The organism is Priestia sp. FSL W8-0524 (assembly GCF_038005965.1).
GTDB classification, from domain to species: domain Bacteria; phylum Bacillota; class Bacilli; order Bacillales; family Bacillaceae_H; genus Priestia; species Priestia zanthoxyli.
In genome coordinates this window covers 4,616,581-4,642,375 of sequence record NZ_JBBOUG010000001.1, presented here as the reverse complement: position 1 = coordinate 4,642,375, position 25,795 = coordinate 4,616,581, and the positions used below count along the sequence as shown (strand labels likewise).

29 protein-coding genes and 1 riboswitch are annotated in these 25,795 nt (G+C 38.8%); of the genes, 25 read left to right on the top strand and 4 right to left on the bottom strand.

Going from position 1 to position 25,795, the window contains the following annotated elements:
• Positions 1 to 133: 133 nt before the first annotated feature.
• Complete coding sequence (locus NST66_RS24320) at positions 134 to 1,051, top strand: proline dehydrogenase (RefSeq protein WP_340843717.1); 918 nt, start codon at positions 134 to 136, stop codon at positions 1,049 to 1,051.
• 79 nt (positions 1,052 to 1,130) lie between these two features.
• On the opposite strand, the gene NST66_RS24315 is transcribed toward NST66_RS24320, so the two are convergent.
• Entirely contained in the window at positions 1,131 to 1,280 is a 150-nt protein-coding gene (locus NST66_RS24315; protein WP_013059660.1) for a YuzL family protein, read from the bottom strand.
• 184 nt (positions 1,281 to 1,464) lie between these two features.
• Here NST66_RS24315 and NST66_RS24310 point away from each other — a divergent pair, with 184 nt between their 5' ends.
• From NST66_RS24310 to NST66_RS24205, 22 genes are all read left to right on the top strand, one after another.
• A complete protein-coding gene (locus tag NST66_RS24310) occupies positions 1,465 to 3,846 on the top strand; it encodes a 3-hydroxyacyl-CoA dehydrogenase/enoyl-CoA hydratase family protein (RefSeq protein ID WP_204247895.1) in 2,382 nt (793 codons plus the stop codon).
• Positions 3,847 to 3,858: 12 nt separating this feature from the next.
• Positions 3,859 to 5,037, top strand: coding sequence for an acetyl-CoA C-acetyltransferase (locus NST66_RS24305; protein WP_165635037.1), 1,179 nt, complete (start codon positions 3,859 to 3,861; stop codon positions 5,035 to 5,037).
• Between the two features lie 23 nt (positions 5,038 to 5,060).
• Positions 5,061 to 6,845 (top strand): acyl-CoA dehydrogenase family protein, encoded by a 1,785-nt coding sequence (locus NST66_RS24300; RefSeq protein ID WP_033580444.1) that lies wholly within the window; start codon positions 5,061 to 5,063, stop codon positions 6,843 to 6,845.
• A 115-nt stretch (positions 6,846 to 6,960) separates the two neighbouring features.
• On the top strand, positions 6,961 to 7,317 hold the full coding sequence (locus NST66_RS24295) for an arsenate reductase family protein (RefSeq protein ID WP_028412087.1): 357 nt from the start codon (positions 6,961 to 6,963) through the stop codon (positions 7,315 to 7,317).
• A gap of 135 nt (positions 7,318 to 7,452) precedes the next feature.
• The gene (gene gcvH, locus NST66_RS24290; protein ID WP_014457880.1) at positions 7,453 to 7,836 is read left to right on the top strand and encodes a glycine cleavage system protein GcvH; all 384 of its coding nucleotides are present in this window, start codon (positions 7,453 to 7,455) and stop codon (positions 7,834 to 7,836) included.
• A gap of 79 nt (positions 7,837 to 7,915) precedes the next feature.
• The gene (locus NST66_RS24285) at positions 7,916 to 8,161 is read left to right on the top strand and encodes a YusG family protein (RefSeq protein WP_014457881.1); all 246 of its coding nucleotides are present in this window, start codon (positions 7,916 to 7,918) and stop codon (positions 8,159 to 8,161) included.
• 181 nt (positions 8,162 to 8,342) lie between these two features.
• The gene (locus tag NST66_RS24280) at positions 8,343 to 8,693 is read left to right on the top strand and encodes a toprim domain-containing protein (protein WP_025752660.1); all 351 of its coding nucleotides are present in this window, start codon (positions 8,343 to 8,345) and stop codon (positions 8,691 to 8,693) included.
• A gap of 14 nt (positions 8,694 to 8,707) precedes the next feature.
• Positions 8,708 to 9,007, top strand: a complete 300-nt coding sequence (locus NST66_RS24275) for a thioredoxin family protein (protein WP_033580445.1) — start codon at positions 8,708 to 8,710, stop codon at positions 9,005 to 9,007.
• 180 nt (positions 9,008 to 9,187) lie between these two features.
• Positions 9,188 to 9,295: riboswitch (SAM riboswitch) on the top strand.
• Between the two features lie 131 nt (positions 9,296 to 9,426).
• Positions 9,427 to 10,452: a methionine ABC transporter ATP-binding protein gene (locus NST66_RS24270; RefSeq protein WP_034264210.1), complete on the top strand. Its 1,026-nt coding sequence runs from the start codon at positions 9,427 to 9,429 to the stop codon at positions 10,450 to 10,452.
• On the top strand, positions 10,445 to 11,113 hold the full coding sequence (locus tag NST66_RS24265; protein WP_016765829.1) for a methionine ABC transporter permease: 669 nt from the start codon (positions 10,445 to 10,447) through the stop codon (positions 11,111 to 11,113). Before NST66_RS24270 ends, NST66_RS24265 begins: the two co-directional genes overlap by 8 nt.
• 17 nt (positions 11,114 to 11,130) lie before the next feature.
• Positions 11,131 to 11,967, top strand: a complete 837-nt coding sequence (locus NST66_RS24260) for a MetQ/NlpA family ABC transporter substrate-binding protein (RefSeq protein WP_014457885.1) — start codon at positions 11,131 to 11,133, stop codon at positions 11,965 to 11,967.
• Positions 11,968 to 12,088: 121 nt separating this feature from the next.
• A complete protein-coding gene (locus NST66_RS24255) occupies positions 12,089 to 12,454 on the top strand; it encodes a carboxymuconolactone decarboxylase family protein (protein WP_016765828.1) in 366 nt (121 codons plus the stop codon).
• 238 nt (positions 12,455 to 12,692) lie between these two features.
• Complete coding sequence (gene sufC / locus NST66_RS24250) at positions 12,693 to 13,478, top strand: Fe-S cluster assembly ATPase SufC (protein WP_013059647.1); 786 nt, start codon at positions 12,693 to 12,695, stop codon at positions 13,476 to 13,478.
• Positions 13,479 to 13,495: 17 nt separating this feature from the next.
• Positions 13,496 to 14,803: a Fe-S cluster assembly protein SufD gene (gene sufD / locus NST66_RS24245; protein ID WP_028412089.1), complete on the top strand. Its 1,308-nt coding sequence runs from the start codon at positions 13,496 to 13,498 to the stop codon at positions 14,801 to 14,803.
• Positions 14,803 to 16,023: a cysteine desulfurase gene (locus NST66_RS24240; protein WP_013059645.1), complete on the top strand. Its 1,221-nt coding sequence runs from the start codon at positions 14,803 to 14,805 to the stop codon at positions 16,021 to 16,023. Before sufD ends, NST66_RS24240 begins: the two co-directional genes overlap by 1 nt.
• Positions 16,013 to 16,447 carry a Fe-S cluster assembly sulfur transfer protein SufU gene (gene sufU, locus NST66_RS24235; protein ID WP_013085338.1) on the top strand — a complete coding sequence of 145 codons (435 nt, stop codon included), beginning with the start codon at positions 16,013 to 16,015 and terminating at the stop codon, positions 16,445 to 16,447. The genes NST66_RS24240 and sufU overlap by 11 nt, the downstream gene beginning before the upstream one ends.
• Positions 16,448 to 16,492: 45 nt before the next feature.
• Positions 16,493 to 17,890, top strand: coding sequence for a Fe-S cluster assembly protein SufB (sufB, locus tag NST66_RS24230; protein ID WP_013059643.1), 1,398 nt, complete (start codon positions 16,493 to 16,495; stop codon positions 17,888 to 17,890).
• 101 nt (positions 17,891 to 17,991) lie between these two features.
• The gene (locus NST66_RS24225) at positions 17,992 to 18,846 is read left to right on the top strand and encodes a DUF72 domain-containing protein (protein WP_033580447.1); all 855 of its coding nucleotides are present in this window, start codon (positions 17,992 to 17,994) and stop codon (positions 18,844 to 18,846) included.
• Between the two features lie 120 nt (positions 18,847 to 18,966).
• Positions 18,967 to 19,269: a YunC family protein gene (locus NST66_RS24220; RefSeq protein WP_013059641.1), complete on the top strand. Its 303-nt coding sequence runs from the start codon at positions 18,967 to 18,969 to the stop codon at positions 19,267 to 19,269.
• A gap of 89 nt (positions 19,270 to 19,358) precedes the next feature.
• Positions 19,359 to 20,111: a sporulation protein YunB gene (gene yunB, locus NST66_RS24215; protein WP_034264201.1), complete on the top strand. Its 753-nt coding sequence runs from the start codon at positions 19,359 to 19,361 to the stop codon at positions 20,109 to 20,111.
• Between the two features lie 248 nt (positions 20,112 to 20,359).
• On the top strand, positions 20,360 to 21,874 hold the full coding sequence (locus NST66_RS24210; protein WP_028412627.1) for a sodium-dependent transporter: 1,515 nt from the start codon (positions 20,360 to 20,362) through the stop codon (positions 21,872 to 21,874).
• Complete coding sequence (locus NST66_RS24205) at positions 21,874 to 21,990, top strand: methionine/alanine import family NSS transporter small subunit (protein WP_141483520.1); 117 nt, start codon at positions 21,874 to 21,876, stop codon at positions 21,988 to 21,990. Before NST66_RS24210 ends, NST66_RS24205 begins: the two co-directional genes overlap by 1 nt.
• 30 nt (positions 21,991 to 22,020) lie before the next feature.
• Here the strand turns inward: NST66_RS24205 and NST66_RS24200 are convergent, their stop codons facing one another.
• On the bottom strand, positions 22,021 to 23,022 hold the full coding sequence (locus NST66_RS24200; RefSeq protein ID WP_028412626.1) for a M23 family metallopeptidase: 1,002 nt from the start codon (positions 23,020 to 23,022) through the stop codon (positions 22,021 to 22,023).
• Positions 23,023 to 23,338: 316 nt separating this feature from the next.
• Here NST66_RS24200 and lipA point away from each other — a divergent pair, with 316 nt between their 5' ends.
• Complete coding sequence (lipA, locus tag NST66_RS24195; RefSeq protein WP_013059637.1) at positions 23,339 to 24,238, top strand: lipoyl synthase; 900 nt, start codon at positions 23,339 to 23,341, stop codon at positions 24,236 to 24,238.
• Between the two features lie 120 nt (positions 24,239 to 24,358).
• On the opposite strand, the gene NST66_RS24190 is transcribed toward lipA, so the two are convergent.
• Positions 24,359 to 25,000: a YhcN/YlaJ family sporulation lipoprotein gene (locus tag NST66_RS24190; RefSeq protein ID WP_033580449.1), complete on the bottom strand. Its 642-nt coding sequence runs from the start codon at positions 24,998 to 25,000 to the stop codon at positions 24,359 to 24,361.
• A gap of 196 nt (positions 25,001 to 25,196) precedes the next feature.
• Between NST66_RS24190 and NST66_RS24185 the strand changes: the two genes are divergently transcribed.
• Complete coding sequence (locus NST66_RS24185) at positions 25,197 to 25,472, top strand: YutD family protein (protein ID WP_013059635.1); 276 nt, start codon at positions 25,197 to 25,199, stop codon at positions 25,470 to 25,472.
• Positions 25,473 to 25,520: 48 nt separating this feature from the next.
• On the opposite strand, the gene NST66_RS24180 is transcribed toward NST66_RS24185, so the two are convergent.
• On the bottom strand, positions 25,521 to 25,787 hold the full coding sequence (locus tag NST66_RS24180; protein ID WP_033580450.1) for a DUF3055 domain-containing protein: 267 nt from the start codon (positions 25,785 to 25,787) through the stop codon (positions 25,521 to 25,523).
• Positions 25,788 to 25,795 lie beyond the last annotated feature (8 nt).

Sequence of the window (25,795 nt, the reverse complement as noted above, 5' to 3'; positions counted from 1 at the left end):
TCCAGGTAGCTTTTTGATCTAGTGTGCATATGTTAATGAAGGGTGCCTATCTATCTGGTTGATAAAATGGTAAAATTAATGATAATTAGATAAAATTTGTGAGGTGTATGACAAGTGAAGGCGGGGGGTTGCTTTGGAACAAACGATAAGAAAATTTTTTTTATTGTTATCAAAAAGCAAAAAGTTAACAAAGCTGGCTAAGCGCTATGGTTTACGTTTTGGGGCAGCAAGGTTTGTTGCAGGGGAAACCATCGATGAAGCTGTTAGTGTGATAAAAAAGCTAAATGAACAGGGATTAAAAGTAACGATTGATTATCTCGGAGAGTTTGTGGAAAGTGAAGCTGAAGTCAATAATGCTGTGGCTCAATGCATAAAGGCCATCCATCTTATACACAAAGAAAGGTTAGATTCAGAAATTTCTTTGAAATTAACGTCTATGGGACTTGATATTTCTGAAGATCTGGCGCTTCATCATATGCGTCATATTCTAAATGAAGCGGAAAAATATAGCGTGTTCGTGACGATTGATATGGAAGATTATAAGCGATGCAGCAAGACGATTAAGCTGTTTAAACAATTAAAAAGTGAGTATGACCACGTAGGGACGGTACTTCAGGCATACTTATATCGAACAGAAAGTGACGTTCGCGAATTAGATGCTTATGCTCCTAAATTAAGGTTAGTAAAAGGAGCGTACAAAGAAGCGGCAGACGTGGCTTTTCCTGATAAAGAAGACGTAGACGAAAACTTCAAAAACATAATTGGACTTCATTTATTAAACGGTCACTACACAGCAGTTGCTACTCATGATGAACGAATCATTCAGTATACAAAAGAGTTTGTTAAAAAGCATGGAATTTCAATGAATCAGTTTGAATTCCAGATGCTATACGGTATTCGACCAGAAAGGCAGGTTCAGCTCGTAGCAGAACAATATCAAATGAGAGTGTACGTTCCTTATGGAACGGACTGGTATGGGTACTTTATGAGGCGCCTTGCAGAAAGACCTGCAAATGTCGCATTTGTCTTAAAAGGAATCGTAAAAAAATAACCATGAAATGGTCGTGATGACAGAATAAGAAATAGTCAAAAATCGAACATGATTCGATTACTCATGTTCGATTTTGAGGTTAATGTCCTTGTGTATTATGCTTTGTGTACTGCTGGTTTTGAGATGTCTTTTTGCCGCGTCCGTGCGGTTCATTAACCGGTCCAGCATTTCCTTTAACGCTTGCTGCGCTTACGCCTGCTGAAGATGGATCTTTCTTTAATTTACTCACAAAATCACCTCCTGTGTATTAAGATAACCAAACACATTAAAAATAGTTAGAGATAATATTGTGAATATATTGCGAAAATTTTAAAAATGCTTTATAGTAAAAACAGAGATTAACAGTGACTCTCTTTTTTTACACATAAAATGAATGACCATTCATTCAATATATCAAAGGGGATGTGGGGATAATTATGAACATAAAAAAAGCCGCCGTTTTAGGTTCAGGAGTTATGGGCTCTGGAATTGCAGCTCATTTAGCGAATGTAGGAATTCCAACGCTTTTGCTAGATGTGGTTCCAGCTTCATTAACACCAGACGAGGAAAAAAAACAGCTAACGCTTGAAGATAGGCAAGTCAGAAATCGGTTGAGCACAACTGCTTTAGCTAAATTAACGAAGCAAAAACCGGCACCTTTAACGTCGAAGTCGTCACTATCGTTAATTACGCCGGGAAACCTTGAAGATCATTTACAGCAGTTAAGCGACTGCGATTGGATCATTGAAGTAGTAGTGGAACGCCTTGATATTAAACAGCAGTTGTTTGAAAAAATTGACGGCGTACGAAAAAAAGGAAGTATTGTAAGTTCAAATACTTCAGGAATATCGATCCACGAAATGGCTAAAGGACGCTCAGAAGATTTTAAAGCGCATTTCTTAGGAACGCACTTTTTTAATCCACCTCGTTATTTAAAGTTATTAGAAATTATTCCAACTCATGACACAAAATCAGAAATTGTTGAATATATGAAAACGTTTGGTGAAGATGTATTGGGTAAAGGAGTAGTTATTGCAAAAGATACGCCTAACTTTATCGCCAACCGTATCGGTACGTACGGTTTACTTGTGACCGTTCAAGAAATGTTAAAAGGTAATTACAGCGTGGGAGAAGTTGACTCTGTGACGGGTCCCTTAATTGGAAGACCAAAAAGCGCAACGTTTCGAACGTTAGACGTAGTGGGACTAGACACATTTATTCATGTGGCCAACAATGTGTTTGACAAAGTGGAAGGCAAAGAAAAAGAGGTATTCGACGTGCCTTTATTTATGAAACAAATGCAGGAAAATGGCTGGCTGGGAAGCAAGTCGGGGCAAGGCTTCTTTTTAAAGAAAGGCAAGGAAATTTTAGAACTTGATCCTAATACACTTCAATACGTCGAAAGAAAGAAGTTAAAAACAGCTTCTACCGAATTAAGTAAGCAGGCAAAAGGGCTGCAAAACAAAATGAAAGCGCTTATATATTCTGATGATCGTGCTGGACAGCTTCTTTGGAACATTATCAGCCCCGTTCTTGTGTATGCAGCACAGTTGAAAAATGAAATCGCCGACGATATCGTCGCCATTGATCAAGCTATGAAGTGGGGATTTGGCTGGAAAATGGGTCCTTTTGAGACGTGGGATGCAATTGGTTTAGAAAAATCAATTGAGAAGATGGAGCAGTCTGGCTTAGCCATCCCGCAGTGGGTAAAACAAATGCAGGAAAATGGATTTACAAGCTTTTATAAAGAAATGGAAGGTCAAACGCTTTACTACGAAGAGGATGAGTATAAAGCAGTAAAAGAAAATAAAAAGGTGATCCACCTGTCATCTTTACGCTCTCAAAATAATGTCATTTTAGAAAACAGCGGAGCGAGCTTAATTGATTTAGGAGATGATGTGGCATGCCTGCAGTTTACTTCTCCTAACAATGCGATTGGGCTAGATATTATCAGCTTATTGAATCAGTCTCTTGAAGAAGTGAACAAGAATTATAAGGGGCTGGTCATAGGAAACCAAGGAAAAAATTTCTGCGTTGGCGCTAACTTAGCTATGATTTTGATGGAAGCACAAGATGACAATTATTTTGAAGTTGAGCTTGTCATTAAACAATTTCAACAGGCAATGATGAAGGTGAAATATAACGAAAAGCCGGTTGTTGCAGCTCCATTTGCGATGACTCTTGGAGGCGGAGCAGAAATTTGCTTACCGTCAGCTAAAATCCAAGCTTCTGCTGAAACTTACATGGGCCTTGTAGAAGTAGGAGTCGGGTTAATTCCTGGCGGAGGAGGTAACAAGGAGCTTTATATCAAACAGCTAAATGGTTTACCGAACGGTGTAACGCTCGATCTTCAGCAAATTGCCAATAAAACATTTGAAACAATTGCTACTGCAAAAGTATCTACTTCTGCTGCAGAAGCTAGGCAGCTGAACTTTTTAAACCGCCATGATGCTATCAGTGTAAACGGAGATCACTTGCTGAATGATGCAAAGAACTCAGTCCTTGCTTTACACGACACGGGCTATAAACCGCCTGTAAAAACTAAAGTTCCTGTCGTTGGAGAAACAGGATATGCAACGTTGCTGCTAGGAGCTCAATCCATGAAATATTCAGGATATATATCAGAACATGATTACAAAATTGCTAGTAAGTTAGCATTTGTATTAGCTGGAGGACGCGTAGCGTTTGGTTCCAAAGTGGATGAAGAGTATTTGCTTGATTTAGAGAGAGAAGCATTTTTAAGCCTTGTTGGAGAAGCGAAGTCTCAAGAACGTATGCAGCACATGTTAGTTAAAGGAAAGCCACTGCGCAATTAAGGGGGAGAAAAAATGAGAGAAGCAGTTATTGTAGCAGGTGCTAGGACACCGGTCGGAAAAGCAAAAAAAGGTTCATTGGCAAGTGTTAGACCTGATGATTTGGGAGCTATTGCGGTTAAAGAAACTCTTCGCCGAGCAGGCGGATACGAAGGACCGATTGATGATTTAATTATTGGTTGTGCGATGCCTGAGGCAGAACAAGGTTTGAATATGGCTCGAAATATTGGCGCTCTTGCAGGTTTGCCTTATACGGTGCCAGCAATAACGATTAATCGTTATTGTTCATCAGGTTTGCAAAGTATTGCCTACGGTGCAGAACGAATTATGCTAGGGCAAGCCAAAGCAGTGTTAGCTGGAGGAGCAGAATCAATGAGTTTTGTTCCGATGTTTGGAAACGTAGCGCGTCCGAATGTTCAGCTGGTTGAAAATGCGCCGGAGTATTATATGGGCATGGGACATACAGCAGAACAAGTGGCGATGAAATACGGCATTTCACGTGAAGACCAGGATGCATTTGCCGTACGCAGCCATCAAAAAGCAGCAAAAGCACTTCAAGAAGGGAAGTTTAACGACGAAATTGTTCCTGTGGAAGTGACGCTTCGGAAAATCGATGAAAACAATAAGCTACGTGAACAAAAGCTGATGTTCTCTCAAGATGAAGGAGTTCGTCCTGGCACAACTGCGGACGTATTAGGGAAACTTCGTCCAGCCTTTTCGGTTAAAGGATCCGTCACAGCTGGAAACTCTTCGCAGACAAGTGACGGAGCTGCATCCGTTTTTCTAATGGATAAAGAACAAGCTGAAGCAGAAGGCTTAAAGCCTTTGCTTAAGTTTCGCTCATTTGCAGTTGGAGGAGTTCCGCCTGAAGTAATGGGGATTGGCCCGGTAGCTGCCATCCCTAAAGCTCTTAAACTAGCAGGGCTGGAGCTTTCTGATATCGGATTGTTTGAATTAAATGAAGCATTTGCTTCTCAAGCACTTGGCGTTATTCGTGAATTAAATATTAATGAAGATAAAGTAAATGTAAACGGAGGCGCTATTGCCTTAGGTCATCCATTAGGCTGTACTGGAGCTAAGCTGACTCTTAGCTTAATGCACGAAATGCAGCGTCGAAATGAGCAGTTTGGAATTGTCACCATGTGTATTGGTGGAGGAATGGGAGCTGCTGGTGTATTTGAATTGTTAGCATAATCATTTCAAAGGGGGATATGAACATGTCAAATAAAACAAAACAAATGATTAAAGGTGGAAGTTTTTTAATTGAAGAAGGCGATGCAAGCCGCGTCTACACGCCGGAGGATTATACATCTGAACAAAAGATGATTGCCAAGACGACAGATGAATTTGTAGAAAACGAAGTCCTTCCGCAAGTGGAATATTTAGAAAAGCATGAATTTGACCGTTCTGTAAAGCTATTAAAACAAGCTGGTGAATTAGGCTTGCTTGGTGCAGATGTACCGGAAGAATACGGTGGGCTTGGTTTAGATAAGATTACCTCGGCTTTAATTGCTGAAAAAATGTCTCGAGCAGGCGGATTTTCCATCACTCATGGTGCTCATGTAGGAATTGGGTCATTGCCAATCGTCTTATTTGGAACAGAAGAGCAAAAACAAGCATATTTACCTGCTTTAGCGGTAGGGGAAAAAATAGCGGCTTATGCGCTGACTGAACCGGGTTCTGGTTCGGATGCTCTCGGTGCTCGAACAACAGCTCGCCTTAACGCAGAAGGTACACACTATGTGTTAAATGGAGAAAAGCAGTGGATTACGAATGCTGGATTTGCTGATGTATTCGTGGTGTACGCAAAAATTGACGGCGATAAATTTTCTGCTTTTATCGTTGAGCGCGAATTTCCAGGCGTTTCGGTTGGCCCGGAAGAGAAGAAAATGGGAATCAAAAGCTCATCAACCAGAACGTTGATTCTTGAAGATGCGCTTGTTCCAAAAGAAAACGTGCTAGGTGAAATTGGAAAAGGCCATGTGATTGCCTTTAACATTTTAAATATTGGGCGCTATAAGCTTGGAGTTGGAGCAGTTGGAGCAGGGAAACGTGCGTTAGAAATTACGTCTCAATACGTTAACCAGCGTCAGCAGTTTAAAACGCCAATTGCTAAATTCTCATTAACACAAGAAAAGTTAGCCACAATGGCTTCTAAATTGTATGCAACTGAAAGCTCCGTATATCGTACGGTAGGACTTTTTGAAGACCATATGGGCCAGCTTTCAGAAGAACAGCAAAAAGACGGAAAACAAATTGCTGCTTCCATTGCTGAATATGCTATCGAATGTTCATTAAATAAAGTGTTTGCCACGGAAGCTCTTGACTACATTGTAGATGAAGGCGTGCAGCTTCATGGAGGCTACGGTTTTATGAGCGAGTATGAAATTGAGCGTCTGTATCGCGATTCTCGCATTAATCGTATTTTTGAGGGAACAAATGAGATTAACCGTCTTTTAGTACCAGGCACATATTTACGCAAAGCGCTAAAAGGAGAGCTTCCACTGCTTCAAAAAGCACAAACGCTTCAAGAAGAATTGATGATGCTTATGCCGCAGGAAGTAGGAAATGAGCCGTTAGATCAAGAAAAAATGCTTGTGCAAAACGGGAAGAAAATTGCGCTCTTGCTTTTGGGATTAGCTGCACAAAAGTATGGCAAAGAATTAGAAAAAGAACAAGAAATTCTCGTTAATATTTCTGATATGATTAGTAACGTATATGCAATGGAATCTACTGTTTTACGTACTGAAAAAGCCATTTCCAAAACAGGAGTAGATCAAAACAGCTTAAAATTAAAATACACGCAAGTATTCTGCCAAGAAGCATTTAATCGAATCGAAGCAGATGCAAAAGAAACGTTAATTGGCGTTGAACAAGGTGATACGCTTAGAGTCATGCTTTCGTCTCTTCGCAAATTAACTCGCTATACACCAATCAATGTAATTAGCGTAAAGCGCGAGGTTGCAAAAACGCTTCTAGAAGTAGAGAAGTTCACAGTTTAAGGAAAAAGGAGCTCGTTTTGCGAGCTCCTTTTTGTTTAAGAAGCCTCTATCTAGGTAAATGATAAAGGATGTGTTAAAATACGAAAAAAGCTTAAAATAAAGGGTGGTTGACGAAATGTCATTATTTTTTTATTCATATCCAAAGTGCGGTACGTGCCGAAAAGCAAAGAAGTGGCTCGATGATAACGGAGTAGCATATGAAGAAATTCATATTGTAGAAAATCCGCCAACAAAAGAGCAGCTGCAAGCTTACTATCAGAACAGCGGCCTAGAATTAAAAAAATTCTTTAATACAAGCGGTAAAAAATATCGCGAGTTAGGTCTTAAAGATAAAGTAAGCAGTGCGAGTGAAGACGAACTTCTGTCTATTCTTGCGTCAGATGGCATGTTAATTAAGCGTCCGCTGCTAACAGATGGACAAAAAGTAACGCTTGGTTTCAAAGAAGAGCAGTTTGAGGACGTGTGGAAGTAAGTTTTCAAATAGAAAATTTTTACCTTTTACGTTACACTGTTAATAGGAAGTTATTTTAGGTTGTAGAAAGTGTTCTCCACGTTGAAGGCGCTTTTTATATAAACAAATTACGATACATATTTTGGAGGGATTAAGATGAGTACACCAAAAGATTTGCGTTATTCTGAAGAGCATGAATGGGTAAAAACAGAAGGAGACGTTGTCCGCGTAGGTATTACACATTTCGCTCAAGCTGAGCTTGGAGACATCGTATTCGTTGAACTGCCAGAAGTAGGAGCAACAGTAGAAGCTGACGAGCCGTTTGGTAGCGTTGAATCAGTAAAAACAGTTTCTGAGCTTTACGCACCAATTAGCGGTGAAGTTGTAGCAGTAAACGACAACTTAGGCGATAGTCCTGAACTTGTTAATGAATCTCCATACGAAGAAGCATGGATGATTACAATCAAACCATCTGATGCTTCTCAAGTAGACAAGCTGATGACAGCAGAGCAATACGAAGAAATGACAAACGAAGGATAATATTCCTCCATAAATTGTCTTTATGAAAAGTTTTTGACTGGACACTCTATTAGTAAACAAGCTAAAGGAGTGTCTTTTTATGTTTGAAAAACAAAAAATGGACGTTACAGATCGCGTTACAGCTAAATTTCATGACGGCGGTATGAAATTATACGTTGATAAGCAGCCAATTGGTGAAGTTAGCTACGGAACAAGCGGCAATGAATACCGCTTTGAAGAAGGATATTCGCAAGAAAATAATAAGTTCTATCAATACGCGGACGTACAAAAACAAGGTGAAACGCAAAAATATACAGACTGCGATGAAGAAGCAGGATGGTGCTAAACAGTGGCAACTGCCGCTGTTTTTCTTGTTTTATAGAGATAATATGGCCTAAACTGCCTTTTAAAAGAGTTCTTTCTTGCAAATTTCTTTTAAAAAACAGGTGAACTGTGATACATTAACGAATATTGTATAGCATAAAGAAATGATGTTACTATACAACTGACGATTATGGGTGATGAAAATGGGGCTAATTGAAATTGAAAAAGTAATTATTGTCGAAGGAAAGTCAGATAAAAAGCGTATTCAAGATATCATTCGAGAACCAATTGAAATTATTTGTACAAACGGTACGATTAGTTTATCAAAGCTGGATGAAATTATTGACTGTACGTTTAACAAAGAGGTATACATACTCGTTGACTCTGATGATTCAGGGAATAAGCTGAGAAAACAATTTAAACGAGAGCTTCCGGAAGCAGAGCATCTATATATTGATAAAATGTACCGAGAAGTTGCTGCCGCCCCTAGACATCACATAGCAACAGTATTGCTGAGTGCCAATATCGATGTTAATGCAGAATTTTTAACATAAAAGGAATGAGCAACATGCAAGAATGGAGCGAAAAACAGCTGGATGATCAGTTAAAAGAAGGAGAAAGAGCCTTTATCTTTTTCCATACGCCTTTTTGCGGGACATGTCAGCTGGCAAAAAAAATGTTAACCGTGGCAGAAGCGATGCTGCCGGATGTAACCATCGGAATGAGCAATTTAAATTATATGCCTTCAAAAGCAGAATTATTTTCTATTGAAAGCGTACCTTGTTTGATTGAAGTGGAAAATGGTGAAATGGTAAAAAAACTCTACGCGTTTCATTCCATCGAGCACGTACTCGAGGAGCTTCGATAATCAAACGTTTGTTTAAAATGAAGAAGTGGAAAGAGAGCGAACCGTTGGGGCTGTTGAAATCTTGGGATATTATCCCAAGAACAAAATCTGTTGACAGCCTATCTGACACATGCTAAAATCACACTCATGAATGTTCATAAATGAATGAATATTTCCCAAAAACAAAATAATTGTTGCGAACTCTTATCAAGAGAGGTGGAGGGACTGAGCCCTGTGAAACCCGGCAACCGTCAGACTAACTGAAATGGTGCCAATTCCTGCAAAGCTATGCGCTTTGAAAGATGAGAGAAAGGATTAAATATCGAGCCTTTCTGTCATGCGCAGAGAGGCTTTTTTAATGGGGAAAATTGTTTTACGGCTTTTTCATCCTATAGGGCAACCTAACATAATTAAGTTTTTATTAAAGAAGGTGAAGAAATATGATTACATTAACAGACGTTACAAAAATTTATCAGGCCAAAAGCGGTCAAGTAACAGCTGTTGATAATGTGAATCTAACCGTTAACCAAGGTGAAATTTACGGAATTATTGGTTATAGCGGAGCGGGGAAAAGTTCTTTGATTCGCTTGCTAAACGGATTAGAAACACCAACGACAGGAACGGTCGAAGTAGCAGGTAATGATATTGGAAAAATTAAAGGCGGAAAACTCAGAAAAGCTAGACAAGAAATTAGTATGGTATTTCAGCACTTTAATATCTTGTGGTCGCGTACGGTACGAGAAAATATTGCCTTTCCGTTAGAAATAGCAGGGATTTCAAAAGAAAAAAGAATGAAACGAGTAGACGAACTTATTAAGCTAGTCGGGCTTGAAGGGCGTGAAGATGCTTATCCATCACAGCTTAGCGGCGGACAAAAGCAGCGTGTTGGGATTGCTCGAGCGCTAGCGAACAATCCAAAAGTATTGCTTTGTGATGAAGCAACATCAGCGCTTGATCCTCAAACGACAGATTCTATTTTAGATCTGTTAGTAGATATTAATGAGAAGCTAGGGTTAACCATTGTATTGATTACTCATGAAATGCACGTCATTCGTAAAATTTGTCATCGAGTAGCCGTTATGGAAAATGGGGCAGTAGTAGAAGAAGGACAAGTGCTAGAAGTATTCAGAAAACCTAAGCAGCCGATTACAAAACGATTCGTTCAACAGATTTCTGAACCAGAGGAAACGTTTGAAACGATTGAACAAGTAAAAGAGCTGTATCCAAGCGGGCAAATTATTCAGCTGACGTTTGTTGGCGGAAAAGCAGAGCAACCGCTCATTACAACGATTTTAAAACAGTTTGATGTAACGATTAATATTTTGCAAGGAAAGATTTCTCATACACAAACAGGTTCATACGGGACGTTGTTCGTTCATTTAGACGGAGAATTAACAGAAGTTGAAAAAGTCATTGCATACATTCATGAGCAGCAGGTAGAAGTGGAGGTAATGACAAATGCTTGAGAAACTATTTCCAAACGTTATTTTAGATGATTTTATTCAAGCGACAAATGAAACACTATATATGACGGCTATTTCAGTTGTAGCCACATTTGTTCTAGGTATTTTATTGGGCTTGCTTTTATTTTTAACGTCCAAAGGACAGCTTTGGCAAAACAAACCTTTATATGCCATTGTGTCGGCGGTTGTAAATATCTTTCGTTCCATTCCATTCATTATTTTAATTGTTTTACTGATTCCATTTACCAAAGCATTGGTAGGAAGTATTTTAGGCGCTAATGCAGCGTTACCGGCTTTAATTGTTGGAGCAGCACCATTTTATGCGCGTCTTGTAGAAATTGGTCTGCGTGAAATTGATAAAGGTGTTATTGAAGCTGCTAAATCAATGGGAGCCACAACAAGCACTATTATCTTTAAAGTGCTGTTACCTGAATCGCTGCCAGCTTTGATTTCCGGTTTGACAGTAACAACCATTGCGTTAGTCGGCTATACGGCAATGGCGGGTGTGATTGGAGCTGGAGGTCTTGGAAACCTTGCATATTTAGAAGGATTCCAGCGCAGTCATAATGACGTAACGCTAGCCGCTACGATCTTAATTTTGATTATTGTATTTATTATCCAACTTATTGGAGATGCGATTACTGCAAAAATTGATAAAAGATAAAGGGAGGATTATTTATTATGAAAAAATGGCTTTCAGCTTTAGCATTAACATCTGCGCTAGTAGTAGGATTAGCGGCGTGTGGATCTAACAATGGATCAAAAGATGAAAAGAAAATTGTCGTGGGTGCATCTAATACGCCTCATGCTGAAATTTTAGAACAAGCAAAACCTATTTTGGAAAAACAAGGAATTGATTTAGAGATTAAAAAATTCCAAGATTACATCTTACCGAACACAGCTCTTGCAAACAATGAAATTGATGCAAACTACTTCCAGCACGTTCCTTATATGAATTCAGTGCTAAAAGATCATAAAGGTGAAAAAGGGTATGATTTCGTAAGTGCCGGTGCCATTCACATTGAACCAATTGGTATCTACTCTAAAAAATACAAAAGCTTAAAAGATCTTCCGAAAAACGGCACAGTTATTATGCGTGATGCAGTAGCAGAGCAAGGACGTATTTTATCGATTTTTGAAAAAGCTGGCGTGATCAAATTAAAACCAGGCGTAAAGAAAACAGACGCACAAATTAAAGATATTGTAGAAAACCCTAAGAATTTAAAATTTAAAGCCGATGTTGAAGGCGGATTGTTACCTCAAATGTACAAAAACAATGAAGGTGACGCTGTTGTTATCAATGCTAACTATGCTATCGATGCTGGTTTAGATCCAGTAAAAGATCCAATCGCAGTGGAAAGCAAAGAAAACAACCCATATGCAAACATCATTACGGTTCACAAAGGTGACGAAAATAAAGATACAGTGAAAGCTTTAGTAAAAGTTCTTCACTCTAAAGAAATTCAAGACTACATTAAAGAAAAATACAAAGGCGGAGTATTGCCGGTAAATAAATAATAGAAGAAAAGCGCTTGCCCACTCTGGGCAAGTGCTTTTTTGTATGCATCAAAACGAATAACTCTTATTTTTCTCACGCATACTAACCGTGAAAACTTTACTGATGATGGGAGCTGACGTTATGCAGCAAGAAGCACGTCATTCAACTGAGCAAGCACTTCATGATTATAAAATGGGTGTTGGGAAATTTAGCGAAAAATTGCCGGAAGTAACAAAAACGTTTAATGCGTTTACTGAAGCATGTTTTGGAGAAGGTTCTCTTTCTAAAAAAGAAAAGCAGTTAATCGCGCTAGGAATCAGCGTAGTAGCTCAAGACGAGTACTGTATGATTTATCATACAAAAGGCTGCATTGATCAAGGTGCAACTGAGCAAGAAATTTTAGAAGCATGCGGAGTATCAGCGGCATTTGGCGGAGGCGCAGCGATGAGTCAGTCCGTTACGCTTGTCCAAGAGTGTGTTTCAGAACTGACTAGCCACACGCACTAAGTAAATAAAGCGGGTAAAAAGCTTGTCTTAGAAGGCTCTATCGAGTCTTTTAAGGCAACTTTTTTATGAGTGGATTTAGTCTTAAAAAACGTACATAATGGTTTAAAACCTTTTGGGTCAAAAGGTTGCTATAAGTTTTCATTTGTTATAAGATTGTAATGAGAATAAAATGAGAATAATTAAAAAGATATAGGTATATCGTTTTTTACTATATACGTCTATAACTGGAGGTTTTAATATGGCAGGGTCAACTTTAACAATTAAAGATCTTCATGTTGCAATTGAAGGTAAAGAAATTTTAAAAGGTGTTAATTTAGAAGTTAAGGGCGGCGAAATCCATGCAATCATGGGACCAAACGGTACTGGTAAATCAACATTATCTTCAGCAATCATGGGACATCCTAAATACGAGGTTACACAAGGAAGCATCACGCTAGACGGCGAAGATGTACTTGAGATGGAAGTAGATGAGCGCGCTCGTGCAGGTCTATTCCTAGCGATGCAATATCCAAGTGAAATCAGCGGGGTAACAAACGCAGACTTCCTACGTTCAGCAATTAATGCTCGTCGTGAAGAAGGCGAAGAAATTTCACTAATGAAATTCATCCGTCAATTAGACAAAAACATGGATTTCTTAGAAATGGATCAAGACATGGCTCAGCGTTACCTAAACGAAGGTTTCTCTGGCGGTGAGAAGAAGCGTAACGAAATTCTTCAATTAATGATGCTTCAACCAGGAATTGCAATTTTAGATGAAATCGACTCTGGTTTAGATATCGATGCGTTAAAAGTTGTATCAAAAGGTATTAATGAACTGCGCGGCAGCGAGTTTGGTTGCTTAATGATCACTCACTACCAACGTTTATTAAACTACATTACACCAGATAAAGTTCACGTTATGATGCAAGGTCGTGTTGTAAAATCAGGCGGACCAGAATTAGCGCAGCGTCTAGAAGCAGAAGGTTATGACTGGATCAAACAAGAATTAGGTATTGAAGACGAAACTGTAGAGCAAGAAGCTTAAGAGTTAGGAGGATCTCTATGACTATTGATACGAAATTACCATTTGATCAAGAGTACATCAGCAGCTTTTCAAAAGAAGCTAATGAACCAAGTTGGCTGCTAGATCTTCGCTTACAAGCTCTTGCGAAAGCAGAAGATCTTGCACTTCCAAAGCCAGATAAAACAAACATTTCGAAATGGAACTTTACTGCTTTTGACAAGCACACTTCACAGGCAAGCACAATCTCATCTGTAGACGAGCTTCCAGAAGTGGTTAAAGCACTGATTGATACAGAAGCGGTTAAGAATCTATATGTTCAGCGTGACCAAACAGCTGCATACTCAACGTTAACAGAAGAGCTAAAATCTCAAGGCGTTATCTTCACAGATATTCAAACAGCTGCTAAAGAGCATAGCGACCTTGTTGAGAAGTACTTCATGAAAGACGGAGTTAAAGTAGATGAGCACCGTTTAACTGCATTAAACGCAGCGTTATTAAACGGGGGGGTATTTGTATACGTTCCTAAAAATGTAGAAGTACAAGAGCCTCTTCAAGCTGTATTTGTCCGTGAAGATGAAGAAGCAGCTTTATTCAACCATGTTATTGTTGTAGCTGAAGACAACAGCTCAGTAACATATGTAGAAAACTACATTGCTACTGCTGAAGAGTCACACGGTGTTGTCAATATCGTGACGGAAGTATTCGCTAACAGCAATGCAAAAGTAACGTTTGGAGCTGTTGACTACTTAGCTAAAGGTACAACTACTTATGTGAACCGCCGCGGCGTAGCGGGCAAAGATGGTCGCATTGAGTGGGCTTTAGGCTTAATGAGTGAAGGAAATACAGTTTCAGAAAATACAACGTATCTAATGGGCGACGGTTCATATGGAGATACAAAAACGGTAACAGTTGGACGTGGAGAGCAGTCTCAAAACTTAACAACAAGTATCGTACACTTCGGAAAACATTCTGAAGGCTACATTTTAAAACACGGCGTTATGAAAGAAAGCGCGTCTTCAATCTTTAACGGTATCGGTAAAATTGAACACGGTGCATCTAAATCAAACGCTGAGCAAGAATCCCGTGTGTTAATGTTAAGTGAAAAAGCACGTGGAGACGCAAACCCAATTCTTCTAATTGATGAAGATGATGTAACAGCAGGACACGCTGCATCTGTTGGACGCGTAGATCCAATTCAGCTTTACTACTTAATGAGCCGCGGTATTCCGCAAACAGAAGCAGAACGTCTAGTTATTCACGGGTTCTTAGCACCAGTGGTAAACGAGTTGCCAATCGAAACGGTTAAAAAACAATTAACGGATTTAATTGAAAGGAAAGTTCGATAATGAATATCTCTGATATTCGTAAACAATTTCCTATTTTAGACCAAGAGGTAAATGGCAGCCCACTCGTTTATTTAGACAGTGCAGCAACTTCACAAAAGCCGCTTGCTGTAATTGAAGCAATTGAGAAGTATTACAAAGAATATAACTCAAACGTACACCGAGGTGTTCACACGCTTGGTACAAGAGCAACAGACGGATACGAAGGCGCTCGTGAAAAGGTTCGTAAGTTTATTAATGCAAAATCAACGGAAGAGATTATCTTTACGCGCGGTACAACGACAGCTCTTAATACAGTAGCTGCAAGCTATGGCCGTGCGAATCTTAAACCTGGTGATGAAATTGTGATTACTTATATGGAACATCACAGTAACATCATTCCTTGGCAGCAAGTTGCCAAGGAAACAGGTGCAACGTTAAAATATATTTCATTAACAGAAGATCATGCACTTTCACTAGAAGAGGTGAAAAGCACGATTACATCTAACACAAAAATTGTATCGATTATGCAAGTATCTAACGTATTGGGTACAATTAACCCAGTAAAAGAAATTGCAGAAATTGCACACGCTAACGGTGCAGTAATGGTTGTGGATGGTGCGCAAAGTACGCCTCACATGAAGGTGGATGTACAAGATTTAGACTGTGATTTCTTTGCTTTCTCTGGACATAAAATGGGCGGACCGACTGGAATCGGCGCTCTTTATGGAAAGAAAGAGCTTCTTGAAAAAATGGAACCAATCGAGTTTGGCGGCGAAATGATTGACTTCGTAAACTTATACGAATCGACGTGGAAAGAGCTTCCTTGGAAATTTGAAGGAGGTACGCCAATCATTGCAGGTGCAATTGGTTTAGGTGCAGCGATTGATTTCTTAGAAGAAGTTGGTTTAGATAACATTCAAGCACATGAGCACAAGCTAGCGCAATATGCACTGGATCGCTTATCGCAAGTAGATGGAATTACGATTTACGGACCGAAAGAGCGAGCGGGTGTTGTGACGTTTAATATTGAAGATGTGCATCCGCACGACGTTGCAACAGTAGTAGACGCTGATGGAATTGCGATTCGTGCAGGTCATCACTGTGCGCAGCCGCTGATGAAATATTTAAACGTATCGTCTACTGCACGTGCAAGCTTCTATCTGTATAACACGGAAGAAGAAGTAGATAAATTGGTGTCATCATTAATAAAAACGAAGGAGTATTTTACAAATGGCTTTTAATAATTTAGATACTCTCTATCGTCAAGTAATTATGGACCATTATAAAAACCCGCGTAATCGTGGAACATTGAATGAAGATACTGTGAACATTCATATGAATAACCCGACGTGCGGAGACCGCATTGAACTTTCTTTAAAAGTAGAGGACGGCAAAGTGGTGGATGCAAAGTTCGAAGGTGAAGGATGTTCAATTTCAATGTCATCAGCTTCAATGATGACACAAGCAATTAAAGGTCAAGAAGTAGACAAAGCGTTTAAAATGGCCCATATCTTCTCTGACATGATGCAAGGTAAAGAGTATGATGATAGTATAGATTTAGGAGATATTGAAGCACTTCAAGGTGTAGCAAAATTTCCTGCGCGTATTAAATGTGCAACACTAGCGTGGAAAGCGATGGAAAAAGGTCTTAACGAACAAAAATAAGACCTTCATTCATTCCCAATCCTATCAAGTAGGGGGTAATAAAAGATGGCTAAAAAAATGCCAGAAATCGGCGATTATAAATATGGATTTTCCGATAAAGACGTATCAATTTTCCGCTCTAAACGCGGTTTAACAAAAGAAATCGTAGAAGAAATTTCTCGTATGAAAGAGGAACCACAATGGATGCTTGACTTCCGTTTGAAATCTCTAGAGCACTTCTACAACATGCCAATGCCACAGTGGGGCGGAGACATGGCAAGCTTAGACTTTGATGAAATTACGTACTACGTAAAACCATCTGAGAAGTCTGAACGCTCTTGGGATGAAGTTCCTGAAGAAATTAAACAAACGTTTGATAAACTTGGTATTCCTGAAGCAGAGCAAAAATATCTTGCGGGTGTATCAGCTCAGTACGAATCTGAAGTTGTTTATCACAATATGAAAGAAGATCTTGAAGCGCAAGGTATCGTATTTAAAGATACAGATACGGCGCTAAAAGAAAACGAAGATATTTTCCGCGAGCATTTTGGAAAAGTTATCCCGCCAACGGATAACAAATTCTCTGCTCTTAACTCAGCGGTTTGGTCTGGTGGATCATTCATTTACGTACCAAAAGGCGTAAAAGTAGATACACCATTACAAGCTTATTTCCGTATTAACTCTGAAAATATGGGACAGTTTGAGCGTACGTTAATTATTGCTGATGAAGGCTCACACGTCCACTATGTAGAGGGCTGTACAGCACCTGTTTATACAACAAACTCTCTTCACAGTGCCGTTGTAGAAATCATCATCAAAAAAGACGCGTATTGCCGCTATACAACAATTCAAAACTGGGCGAACAACGTATACAACCTTGTAACAAAACGTGCAGTTTGTGAAGCAAACGCAACAATGGAATGGATTGATGGAAACATCGGTTCTAAGTTAACAATGAAATATCCAGCTGTTATCTTAAAAGGCGAAGGCGCACGCGGTATGACATTATCTATTGCCCTTGCTGGTAAAGGACAGCACCAAGATGCTGGTGCAAAAATGATTCACTTAGCACCAAACACATCTTCAACGATCGTATCAAAATCAATTTCAAAACAAGGCGGTAAAGTAACATACCGCGGTATCGTACACTTTGGCCGTAAAGCAGAAGGTGCACGTGCGAACATTGAGTGTGATACGCTAATTATGGATAACCAATCAACTTCTGATACAATTCCGTACAATGAGATTTTAAATGACAACATCTCACTTGAACACGAAGCGAAAGTATCAAAAGTATCTGAAGAACAATTATTCTATCTAATGAGCCGCGGTATTTCTGAAGAAGAAGCGACAGAAATGATTGTAATGGGCTTTATTGAACCATTTACAAAAGAGCTTCCAATGGAATATGCAGTAGAGATGAACCGTCTAATCAAATTTGAAATGGAAGGTTCAATCGGTTAATAATAGATAAAAACTCGTTTGCTGTTTAAGCAAACGAGTTTTTTTGTATCGTTTGTATTAAAATAAAGAAAAGCAATCTAAGAAAATAGAGGAGGAATGGCATGATTTATATTGGAGTTACAGGCTGGGGAGATCATGATTCATTATATGAAGCGGGTGTTTCATCAAGAGACAAGCTTGCCGTATACGCAGGCCATTTTCCAATTGTTGAAGTCGATTCATCTTTTTACGCCATTCAACCTAAGTCAAATGTAGAAAAGTGGATGAATGATACGCCGGAATCTTTTCGTTTTGTGGTAAAAGCCTATCAAGGCATGACGGGGCATATGAGAGAAGGAAATCCGTTTGATAGCAAAGAAGAAATGTTTCATGCATTTTTAGAATCAGTGAAGCCGTACGTAAGTTCAAATAAGCTTGGTATGATTTTATTTCAAATGCCGCCTTGGTTTGACTGTACAAAAGAAAACGTAGCCTATTTGAGGTATAGCCGTGAGAAGTTTGGAGATTTGCCAGTAGCACTGGAGTTTCGAAATCAATCTTGGTTTAAACCATTTTTCTATGATAAAACGTTAACGTTTATGGAACAAGAGAAGTGGATTCATGGTATTTGTGATGAACCGCAGGCAGGAGAAGGATCTATTCCCATTGTGATTCATGCTACAGATAAACAGAAAACACTTATACGTTTTCATGGACGAAACGTACACGGTTGGAATAAGCCCGCAGAAGGCAATTGGCGAGCGGTAAGGTTTTTGTATCGCTACAATGAAAAAGAGCTTCTAGAGTGGAAAGAACGTCTTGAAAAGCTGCAAAAACAAACGAAGGACATTTACCTGTTATTTAATAATAACTCCGGCGGAGATGCTGTACATAATGCCAAACAGCTCATGAGCTTATTAAATATTGAATATGAGAATTTAGCTCCTAAGCAACTAGATTTTTTTAACGAATTTTAGCACCGAGGTCTATAAAATGTATAAGGATTACTCTAAACGTTAAATAGGTAGAAAAGTATATGTAAAACCTCACTTTTTTCTTTCAAAATCATAAATTGATTAAGAAAGGAGTGAGCTACTATGATTACCTTAGCGCCTATCGTAATTGAAGGTCATACGTTTAATGCAGTTACCGTATTGCTGCCAAAAACAACTTTGTTAACCATTTCATCAGATAAAGGCTACATTATGTGCGGAGCACTAGACGTAGGTCTATTAAATGATAAATTAGCTGATCGTCAAATAATAGCTGGAAGAGCTGTAGGTGTACGTACAATTGAGCAGCTTCTTGAAGCGCCGCTTGAATCTGTAACGCTTGAAGCTGAAAAAAGAGGGATTTTTAAAGGCACAATTGGCAAAGATGCTTTATTGAAAATGCTTTAATATAGTCGAGAATTTAAGATAAAACTTTTTAAAAGAAGCGTGAACCTCCTTATACATGCATACATATAGCTTGTAAGGAGGGATTTTTTTTGGTTAAACTTCGTCGGAAATTAACAAGAAAAGGCCCGCTTCCTTTTCGTTACGTTCTGTTGCTCACCTTTCTTTTTTTTATGCTTTCCACAGGGGTAGGATTATGGCTAATTAATAGAGGGATTGAACCAACGTTGATGAAATATGCTGAAGCACAAACAAAAGAGATTGCAACTTTAGTTATTAATAAAGCGGTGAATAAACAGGTACTCGATCAGCTCGACGTAGATGTCATTAAAGTGGAATCTACACCTAACGGTCAAGTAGCCAAAATTGACACAGCGCTTGTGAACCGAGTTAGAGCTCAAACTACGTCATTTGTCCAGGCTAACTTAAAAGAAGCAGAGAAAGGGAATTTAGATGCACTTGAACTTCCAACAGATATTCGTATTGAAAAAAATGAAAAGTTGCGGAATCAAGGAATTGTCTACCAAGTTCCGCTTGGGCAAGCGACTAATAATGCGCTGCTTGGAAATCTGGGTCCGCTGATTCCGGTTAAATTTCATGCTATTGGTGACGTTCAAACAGACGTAGTGCGAAAAATCGAGGAGTATGGAATAAATAATGCGTTTCTTGAAGTATCTATCAAAGTGAAAGTAAACATGCAAATCATTATCCCATTTGCAACTAAAAAAACAACCGTTACGGCTACAATCCCAGTCGGAGGCACCGTTATTCCTGGAAATGTTCCTGACTATTTTAACGGTGGAAACTCGTCTTCTCCGGCGATTGAACTTCCGAAGAAAAATTAACAATATTATATTAACGTGATAAAGTATTATTGAAAAAGCAGGTACGGAAGTTCAAAAAGACTTTCATACCTGCTTTTATTCATTGGTTAATTTGTCTGAATTTTCTATAAAAAATATTTTGACATACTATCTTCTCCCTTCTATAATTTGAGATAGGAAGTTATAGGAAGAATAATCTAAAAATTATAAAAATTCTCGTTGATCTGCGATAAAAAGAGAGTAGGGAGAGAACAAGAGGGGGAATTACGGTGGAAAATAGGCCGCAGTGGGGATCAAGAGCAGGGTTTATTTTAGCAGCAGCAGGTTCAGCAATTGGACTAGGGAATATATGGAGGTTTCCAGCTACTGCATATGAAAACGGAGGAGGAGCATTTTTTCTTCCCTATTTATTTGCTTTGTTGACGGCAGGGATTCCTATTTTAATCATGGAGTTTGCTATAGGTCATAAATATAAAGGTTCTTCTCCTTTATCATTAGCGAGACTAAGTCCAAAGGCTGAGTGGCTAGGCTGGTGGCAAGTAGCTATTTCCTTTTTTATTTCAGTTTACTATTCCGTTATTATCGCATGGGCGATGTCGTATTTTATCTTTTCATTTAAGTTAAGCTGGGGAAAGGATACGGAAGCGTTTTTATATGGAGATTACTTAAAGTTAGCCGAAGCACCAGGACAAACAGGAAGCATCGTATTACATGTTTTAATTCCGCTTGTACTTGTATGGATTGTGACGTTAGGTGTGTTATTAAAAGGAATCAAAAAAGGAATTGAAGCGGCAAATAAAATCTTTTTACCAACACTAATTGTTCTATTTTTAATCATTGTCATTCGAGCAGTAACATTGGACGGAGCGATGGAAGGTCTGCACGCTTTTTTTAAACCAAACTGGAGCGCAATTGGAGATGGAAAGGTTTGGATTGCAGCATATGGTCAAATTTTCTTTAGTTTATCTGTTGGTTTTGCTATTATGATCACTTATTCCAGTTACCTTCCAAAAAAATCTGATTTAACTAATAATGCGTTTATTACTGGATTCGGTAATTCCGCTTTTGAATTACTAGCAGGAATCGGTGTGTTTAGCGCACTTGGTTTTATGGCTACTCAGCAAGGTATCCCAATCGATAAGGTGGTTCAGGGAGGCGTAGGACTAGCCTTTGTTGTTTTCCCGCAAATTATTAATGAATTTCCAGCCTTTAAACAGCTGTTTGGCATGTTATTCTTTGCTTCCTTAACATTAGCAGGGTTAACGTCGCTTATTTCAATTATTGAAACATTTGTAGCAGGCATTCAAGATAAATTTACTATCTCACGTACAAAATCCGTATTAATAGGCGGAGGAATCGCTTCAATTTGCTCCCTATTATTTGCAACACAGGGCGGACTTTATTTCTTAGATGTGGTCGATTATTTCATTAATAACTTCGGAGTTGCTTTAGCAGGCTTAGTAGAAGTTGTATTAGTTGCTTGGGTATTTAAAAAGCTGAGCAGCCTTCAGCAGCATGCAAACGAAGTTTCTGATATTCGAATCGGTTCATGGTGGAAGATATGTTTAGGAGTAGTTACACCGCTTGTACTTGGGTATATGATGTTTGATAACTTCCGAAAAAATATTTCAGAAAATTACGAGCAGTATGCAACGACTTTTGTAGGTCCTTTTGGTTGGGGCGTGGCAGCTCTGGCTGTTATTTTAGGAATTGCTTTTTCTTTTGCACGATGGAAAGATGGGGCGACTCGTTTGTCAGTTAAAGAGAAGGGGGTTTCTAAATAATGGATGGAAGTTCAATTACAATGATGGTTGTAGGGATGGTCATCATATGGGGCGGCTTGGCCGCGAGTATTGCTCATGCTGTGAAAAAAGCAAAAGAAAGTAAACCATCAGGATAAAAAAACAGGAAGCATTAGCTTCCTGTTTTTTTATTTTTTCTTTAGTTCTAAACGATCATTTCTTTCCCACGTTCTTAACTGAGGATATGGGTCAAACGACCACTCATTTTTGCCGTTATCTTTATACATTCCGTAATGCAAGTGAGGAGGGAATTTCCCAGAAGTTCCAGGAGGTCCATAACCTGAACTTCCTACTCCGCCAATAAGTGTTCCTGGTTCTACAATTTGTCCTACTTTTAAATTTTTTGCAAATCCGCTTAAATGAGCTAAATAGTGATAGTTATTATGAAGGTCACGAATACCGATTCGCCAGCCTCCATATTTATTCCATCCTTTAAGCTCAATAATGCCATAGCAAGGGGATTTTACTGGAACTCCATAATCTGCAAAAATGTCTGTTCCTTCATGGATTCGTTTTCCACCCCAGCCGCGCGCATCTCCCCATGTACTGCGATAACTGTAGTTCGCACGGAGAGGGACAGGAAATGAAGAACCTTTTAAATCAATGCGACCGTAATGGCGAAAAATTTTAGCATTCCCTAAAATAATATCAACCGCTTTAGCCCGGTGATAATAGTTCCAAAGCGCAATTTTAATATAGTCTTCGGACACCCCGAACGTCCGAATATAATCTGCCATGGTAAAAAGCATATCTTCATCATTAAATTGGTCTGCTTTTTTGTCTCCGTTCCCATCTTTACCCATTCCCCCGAGAAGAGAAATAGTAAGTGGGTTTGTATCTTCCAAATTTGGATTTAAAGAACCTGACCATTTTTCTGGAGGATAATAAATGGCGATCGCACCTTTTTCTCTTGGAATATCTTTATGAGAGCGTCGAATATTTCGTTCATACTGGTCAATCCCAGCAAAGTAATACCAAGGAATTGTAGTAGCGGCTTCCATTTGGTTATACAGCTCTAACCTCTTTTGAATAAGCATTTTTTCTTGATCTGCTGAAGATTCAGCTGTTACGTGGTGCCATCCTGTGAATATAGACATGAACATAAAAAGTAAGATAATCGTTTTGCGCATCGTGTTTCCCCCTTTCTAAAAATAGTGTGTAACACTAGTTTGCAGCGAGAAAAAAGATTTCATAAATATTAATTAATGGAAATCGCTTCAAAACTTTTTAAAAGAATTTTATTCAGAAGATAAATGGAAATTATACGGAGGATGAAAACGCACACATTTGGATGGAAAATAGAAGAAAACTGAGGAAAATAAAGAGCAGACAACTTGTCGAATCTCACTTTTTTATGATAAAGTGACATATAGTTATGTTTTTAATATGTAGTTAAAATTAAGCATATAGGTTATAGACATTTTCTAGATTGGTGGAGTTGATAATATGGCAACAAAAGAAGAGCATGTCCGCAAACCCGAGTGGCTGAAGATTAAGCTAAACACAAACGAAAATTACACAGGCTTAAAGAAAATGATGCGTGAGAAAAACCTTCATACAGTTTGTGAAGAAGCAAGATGTCCGAATATTCATGAGTGTTGGGCTGTTCGTCGTACGGCAACTTTTATGATTTTAGGAGAAGTATGTACACGTGCCTGTCGTTTTTGCGCGGTTAAGACAGGTTTACCAACAGAATTAGATTTAGAAGAGCCAGAACGCGTAGCAGATTCTGTTCAGCTAATGAACTTAAAACATGCGGTTATCACAGTAGTAGCTCGCGATGATTTAAAAGACGGAGGAGCAAGCGTATTAGCTGAAACAATTCGTGCGATTCGTCGTAAAAATCCATTCACAACAATTGAAGTATTGCCTTCTGATATGGGCGGTGTGGAAGAGAACTTACGTATTGTAATGGACGCACGTCCTGATATTTTAAACCATAATATTGAAACAGTACGCAGCCTTACGCCTCGTGTTCGTGCTCGTGCTAAATATGAGCGTTCTCTTGAGTTCCTTCGCCGTGCAAAAGAAATGCAGCCGGATATCCCTACAAAATCAAGTATCATGCTTGGTCTAGGAGAAACAAAAGAAGAAATTATTGAAACGATGGATGATTTGCGTGCGAACAATGTAGATATTATGACGCTAGGCCAATATCTACAGCCAACTAAAAAGCACATAAAAGTTCAAAAATATTACCATCCAAATGAGTTTGAAGAGCTAAAAGAAATTGCATTATCAAAAGGATTCAGCCATGTCGAAGCAGGTCCTCTTGTACGTTCTTCTTACCATGCAGATGAGCAAGTTAACGCTGCTGCCAAAAATAAAGCACAAGAAAGCAAATAAGTTAAAAAGAGGCTGGGACGAAAGTAGTTTAGCCGAAGTGAAAAACGAACCATTAATCAAATTGTTTGATTAGTGGTTCGTTTTTTTTGTTACGGTTAACGTAAAATTTATCTGTGTTGTTTATTCCACCATATCTTTGTCAGTCATCGGTTCATTCAATTCGTTTTTCTCTCTTCCATTTGCATCTTCTCCGCCGTTCATTTTACGCCCTTGGGGAGATTTTAGCATTTGTTGAATAACAGCATCGATTCGTTTTCTAGCATCATTTGTTTGTGTATTCATTTCACTGATATTTTCGATTTGGTCCATCTGTTTCGGATTATCTGAGACGTATACATGATAATAACGAGGGACTACAGACATAGCTGTACGTTTTACCTGATCGGCTGCGTTATTCCTGTTTTTAGCATCTGTTTTATAAGCAACAAGCACATCTTTATCCGTTACTAGCGTAGCGGCTTGTTTAATATTTGGGATAGCGGTGCTCAGTTTACTAATATTGTCGGCTGCTTCCTCTCGGTTAAATGTTCCTACTTGGTTCATATTGGAACTTTGTTCATTTGTGTTTTTAGTGTATCGGACATATCCATAATTTGTGCCGCTATTATTATTTGGATTATAATAATGATTAGGCTCGTTTACATTAATGGCATCTGGGTTGTTTGGTGATAAATTTTCATTTTCAGCTGTGTTTTTATTTTGACAGCCAATGGTTAAAATACTTGTTATTAAAGCGATTCCAAGAATAGATTTCTTCACCATTTCCACCTCCTGTAGTTAAATATCGTACGCCAGGTAAACCGGCGAACCTTCATGTGGAGCATAAAAGATCAGTAGGTATACCGATAAAACTCCTACAGGATTAGAGTGCTGCTTATACGTGAAAAATTTCATGTTAATTGATGGTTTCATCATCATAATTATGGTATGGTAAATTTTAAGAGAAGAGGTGTGAGCAATGGTCTGTATCAATAATATTTGTTATGAAGTATTAAAAGATGAGCGCGAGGCATTTAATGAAGAGGCGTTTAGAGGTCGCTTTATCGACGTGCTGAGCCGCTATGACTATATTGTGGGAGATTGGGGATACAATCAGCTTCGACTGCGAGGCTTTTTTGATGATCGTAACCAGAAGGCAACGTATGATACGAAGATTAGTACGCTTCAAGATTATTTACATGAATATTGTAATTTTGGCTGTGCGTATTTTGTCTTAAAAAAAGTCCATAAGTAAAAAAAGGCAAGCCGAAGACACTAATTGTCCTTCACGCTGCCTTTTTTTTTAGATGATTTCATATAAAAATTCGCGAAGTTCCTGACCATCTTCGCTGTTTAGTTTAAATACTTCTTCAAGATAGTGGGGTTCTTCAAGGTCGTCTTGTCCAATAATGGCAAAGCGTCCTCCTTGAATATCAAGAACAACTTGTTTGCCATAATAACGGTCGGTTTGGATAATGGCTAAATCAAATCGTTGATTTTCGCCCATAAAGCTGACAAACCGGGTCTTTGTAGAGACGACATCGTCATATAGATAAAAGCGTTCGCTCATAGGTATAC

Excerpts from the sequence above, each read along its gene's own strand:
- sufU (WP_013085338.1), top strand. The coding sequence starts at position 16,013 with ATGGCTTTTAATAATTTAGATACTCTCTATCGTCAAGTAATTATGGAC.
- gcvH (WP_014457880.1), top strand. The coding sequence starts at position 7,453 with ATGAGTACACCAAAAGATTTGCGTTATTCTGAAGAGCATGAATGGGTA.
- NST66_RS24285 (WP_014457881.1), top strand. The coding sequence starts at position 7,916 with ATGTTTGAAAAACAAAAAATGGACGTTACAGATCGCGTTACAGCTAAA.
- lipA (WP_013059637.1), top strand. The coding sequence starts at position 23,339 with ATGGCAACAAAAGAAGAGCATGTCCGCAAACCCGAGTGGCTGAAGATT.
- NST66_RS24295 (WP_028412087.1), top strand. The coding sequence starts at position 6,961 with ATGTCATTATTTTTTTATTCATATCCAAAGTGCGGTACGTGCCGAAAA.
- NST66_RS24200 (WP_028412626.1), bottom strand. The coding sequence starts at position 23,022 with ATGCGCAAAACGATTATCTTACTTTTTATGTTCATGTCTATATTCACA.
- sufD (WP_028412089.1), top strand. The coding sequence starts at position 13,496 with ATGACTATTGATACGAAATTACCATTTGATCAAGAGTACATCAGCAGC.
- NST66_RS24270 (WP_034264210.1), top strand. The coding sequence starts at position 9,427 with ATGATTACATTAACAGACGTTACAAAAATTTATCAGGCCAAAAGCGGT.
- NST66_RS24240 (WP_013059645.1), top strand. The coding sequence starts at position 14,803 with ATGAATATCTCTGATATTCGTAAACAATTTCCTATTTTAGACCAAGAG.
- NST66_RS24275 (WP_033580445.1), top strand. The coding sequence starts at position 8,708 with ATGCAAGAATGGAGCGAAAAACAGCTGGATGATCAGTTAAAAGAAGGA.
- NST66_RS24205 (WP_141483520.1), top strand. The coding sequence starts at position 21,874 with ATGGATGGAAGTTCAATTACAATGATGGTTGTAGGGATGGTCATCATA.
- NST66_RS24255 (WP_016765828.1), top strand. The coding sequence starts at position 12,089 with ATGCAGCAAGAAGCACGTCATTCAACTGAGCAAGCACTTCATGATTAT.
- NST66_RS24220 (WP_013059641.1), top strand. The coding sequence starts at position 18,967 with ATGATTACCTTAGCGCCTATCGTAATTGAAGGTCATACGTTTAATGCA.
- NST66_RS24265 (WP_016765829.1), top strand. The coding sequence starts at position 10,445 with ATGCTTGAGAAACTATTTCCAAACGTTATTTTAGATGATTTTATTCAA.
- sufC (WP_013059647.1), top strand. The coding sequence starts at position 12,693 with ATGGCAGGGTCAACTTTAACAATTAAAGATCTTCATGTTGCAATTGAA.
- NST66_RS24260 (WP_014457885.1), top strand. The coding sequence starts at position 11,131 with ATGAAAAAATGGCTTTCAGCTTTAGCATTAACATCTGCGCTAGTAGTA.
- NST66_RS24305 (WP_165635037.1), top strand. The coding sequence starts at position 3,859 with ATGAGAGAAGCAGTTATTGTAGCAGGTGCTAGGACACCGGTCGGAAAA.
- sufB (WP_013059643.1), top strand. The coding sequence starts at position 16,493 with ATGGCTAAAAAAATGCCAGAAATCGGCGATTATAAATATGGATTTTCC.
- NST66_RS24190 (WP_033580449.1), bottom strand. The coding sequence starts at position 25,000 with ATGGTGAAGAAATCTATTCTTGGAATCGCTTTAATAACAAGTATTTTA.
- NST66_RS24280 (WP_025752660.1), top strand. The coding sequence starts at position 8,343 with ATGGGGCTAATTGAAATTGAAAAAGTAATTATTGTCGAAGGAAAGTCA.
- NST66_RS24225 (WP_033580447.1), top strand. The coding sequence starts at position 17,992 with ATGATTTATATTGGAGTTACAGGCTGGGGAGATCATGATTCATTATAT.
- NST66_RS24300 (WP_033580444.1), top strand. The coding sequence starts at position 5,061 with ATGTCAAATAAAACAAAACAAATGATTAAAGGTGGAAGTTTTTTAATT.
- NST66_RS24180 (WP_033580450.1), bottom strand. The coding sequence starts at position 25,787 with ATGAGCGAACGCTTTTATCTATATGACGATGTCGTCTCTACAAAGACC.
- NST66_RS24185 (WP_013059635.1), top strand. The coding sequence starts at position 25,197 with ATGGTCTGTATCAATAATATTTGTTATGAAGTATTAAAAGATGAGCGC.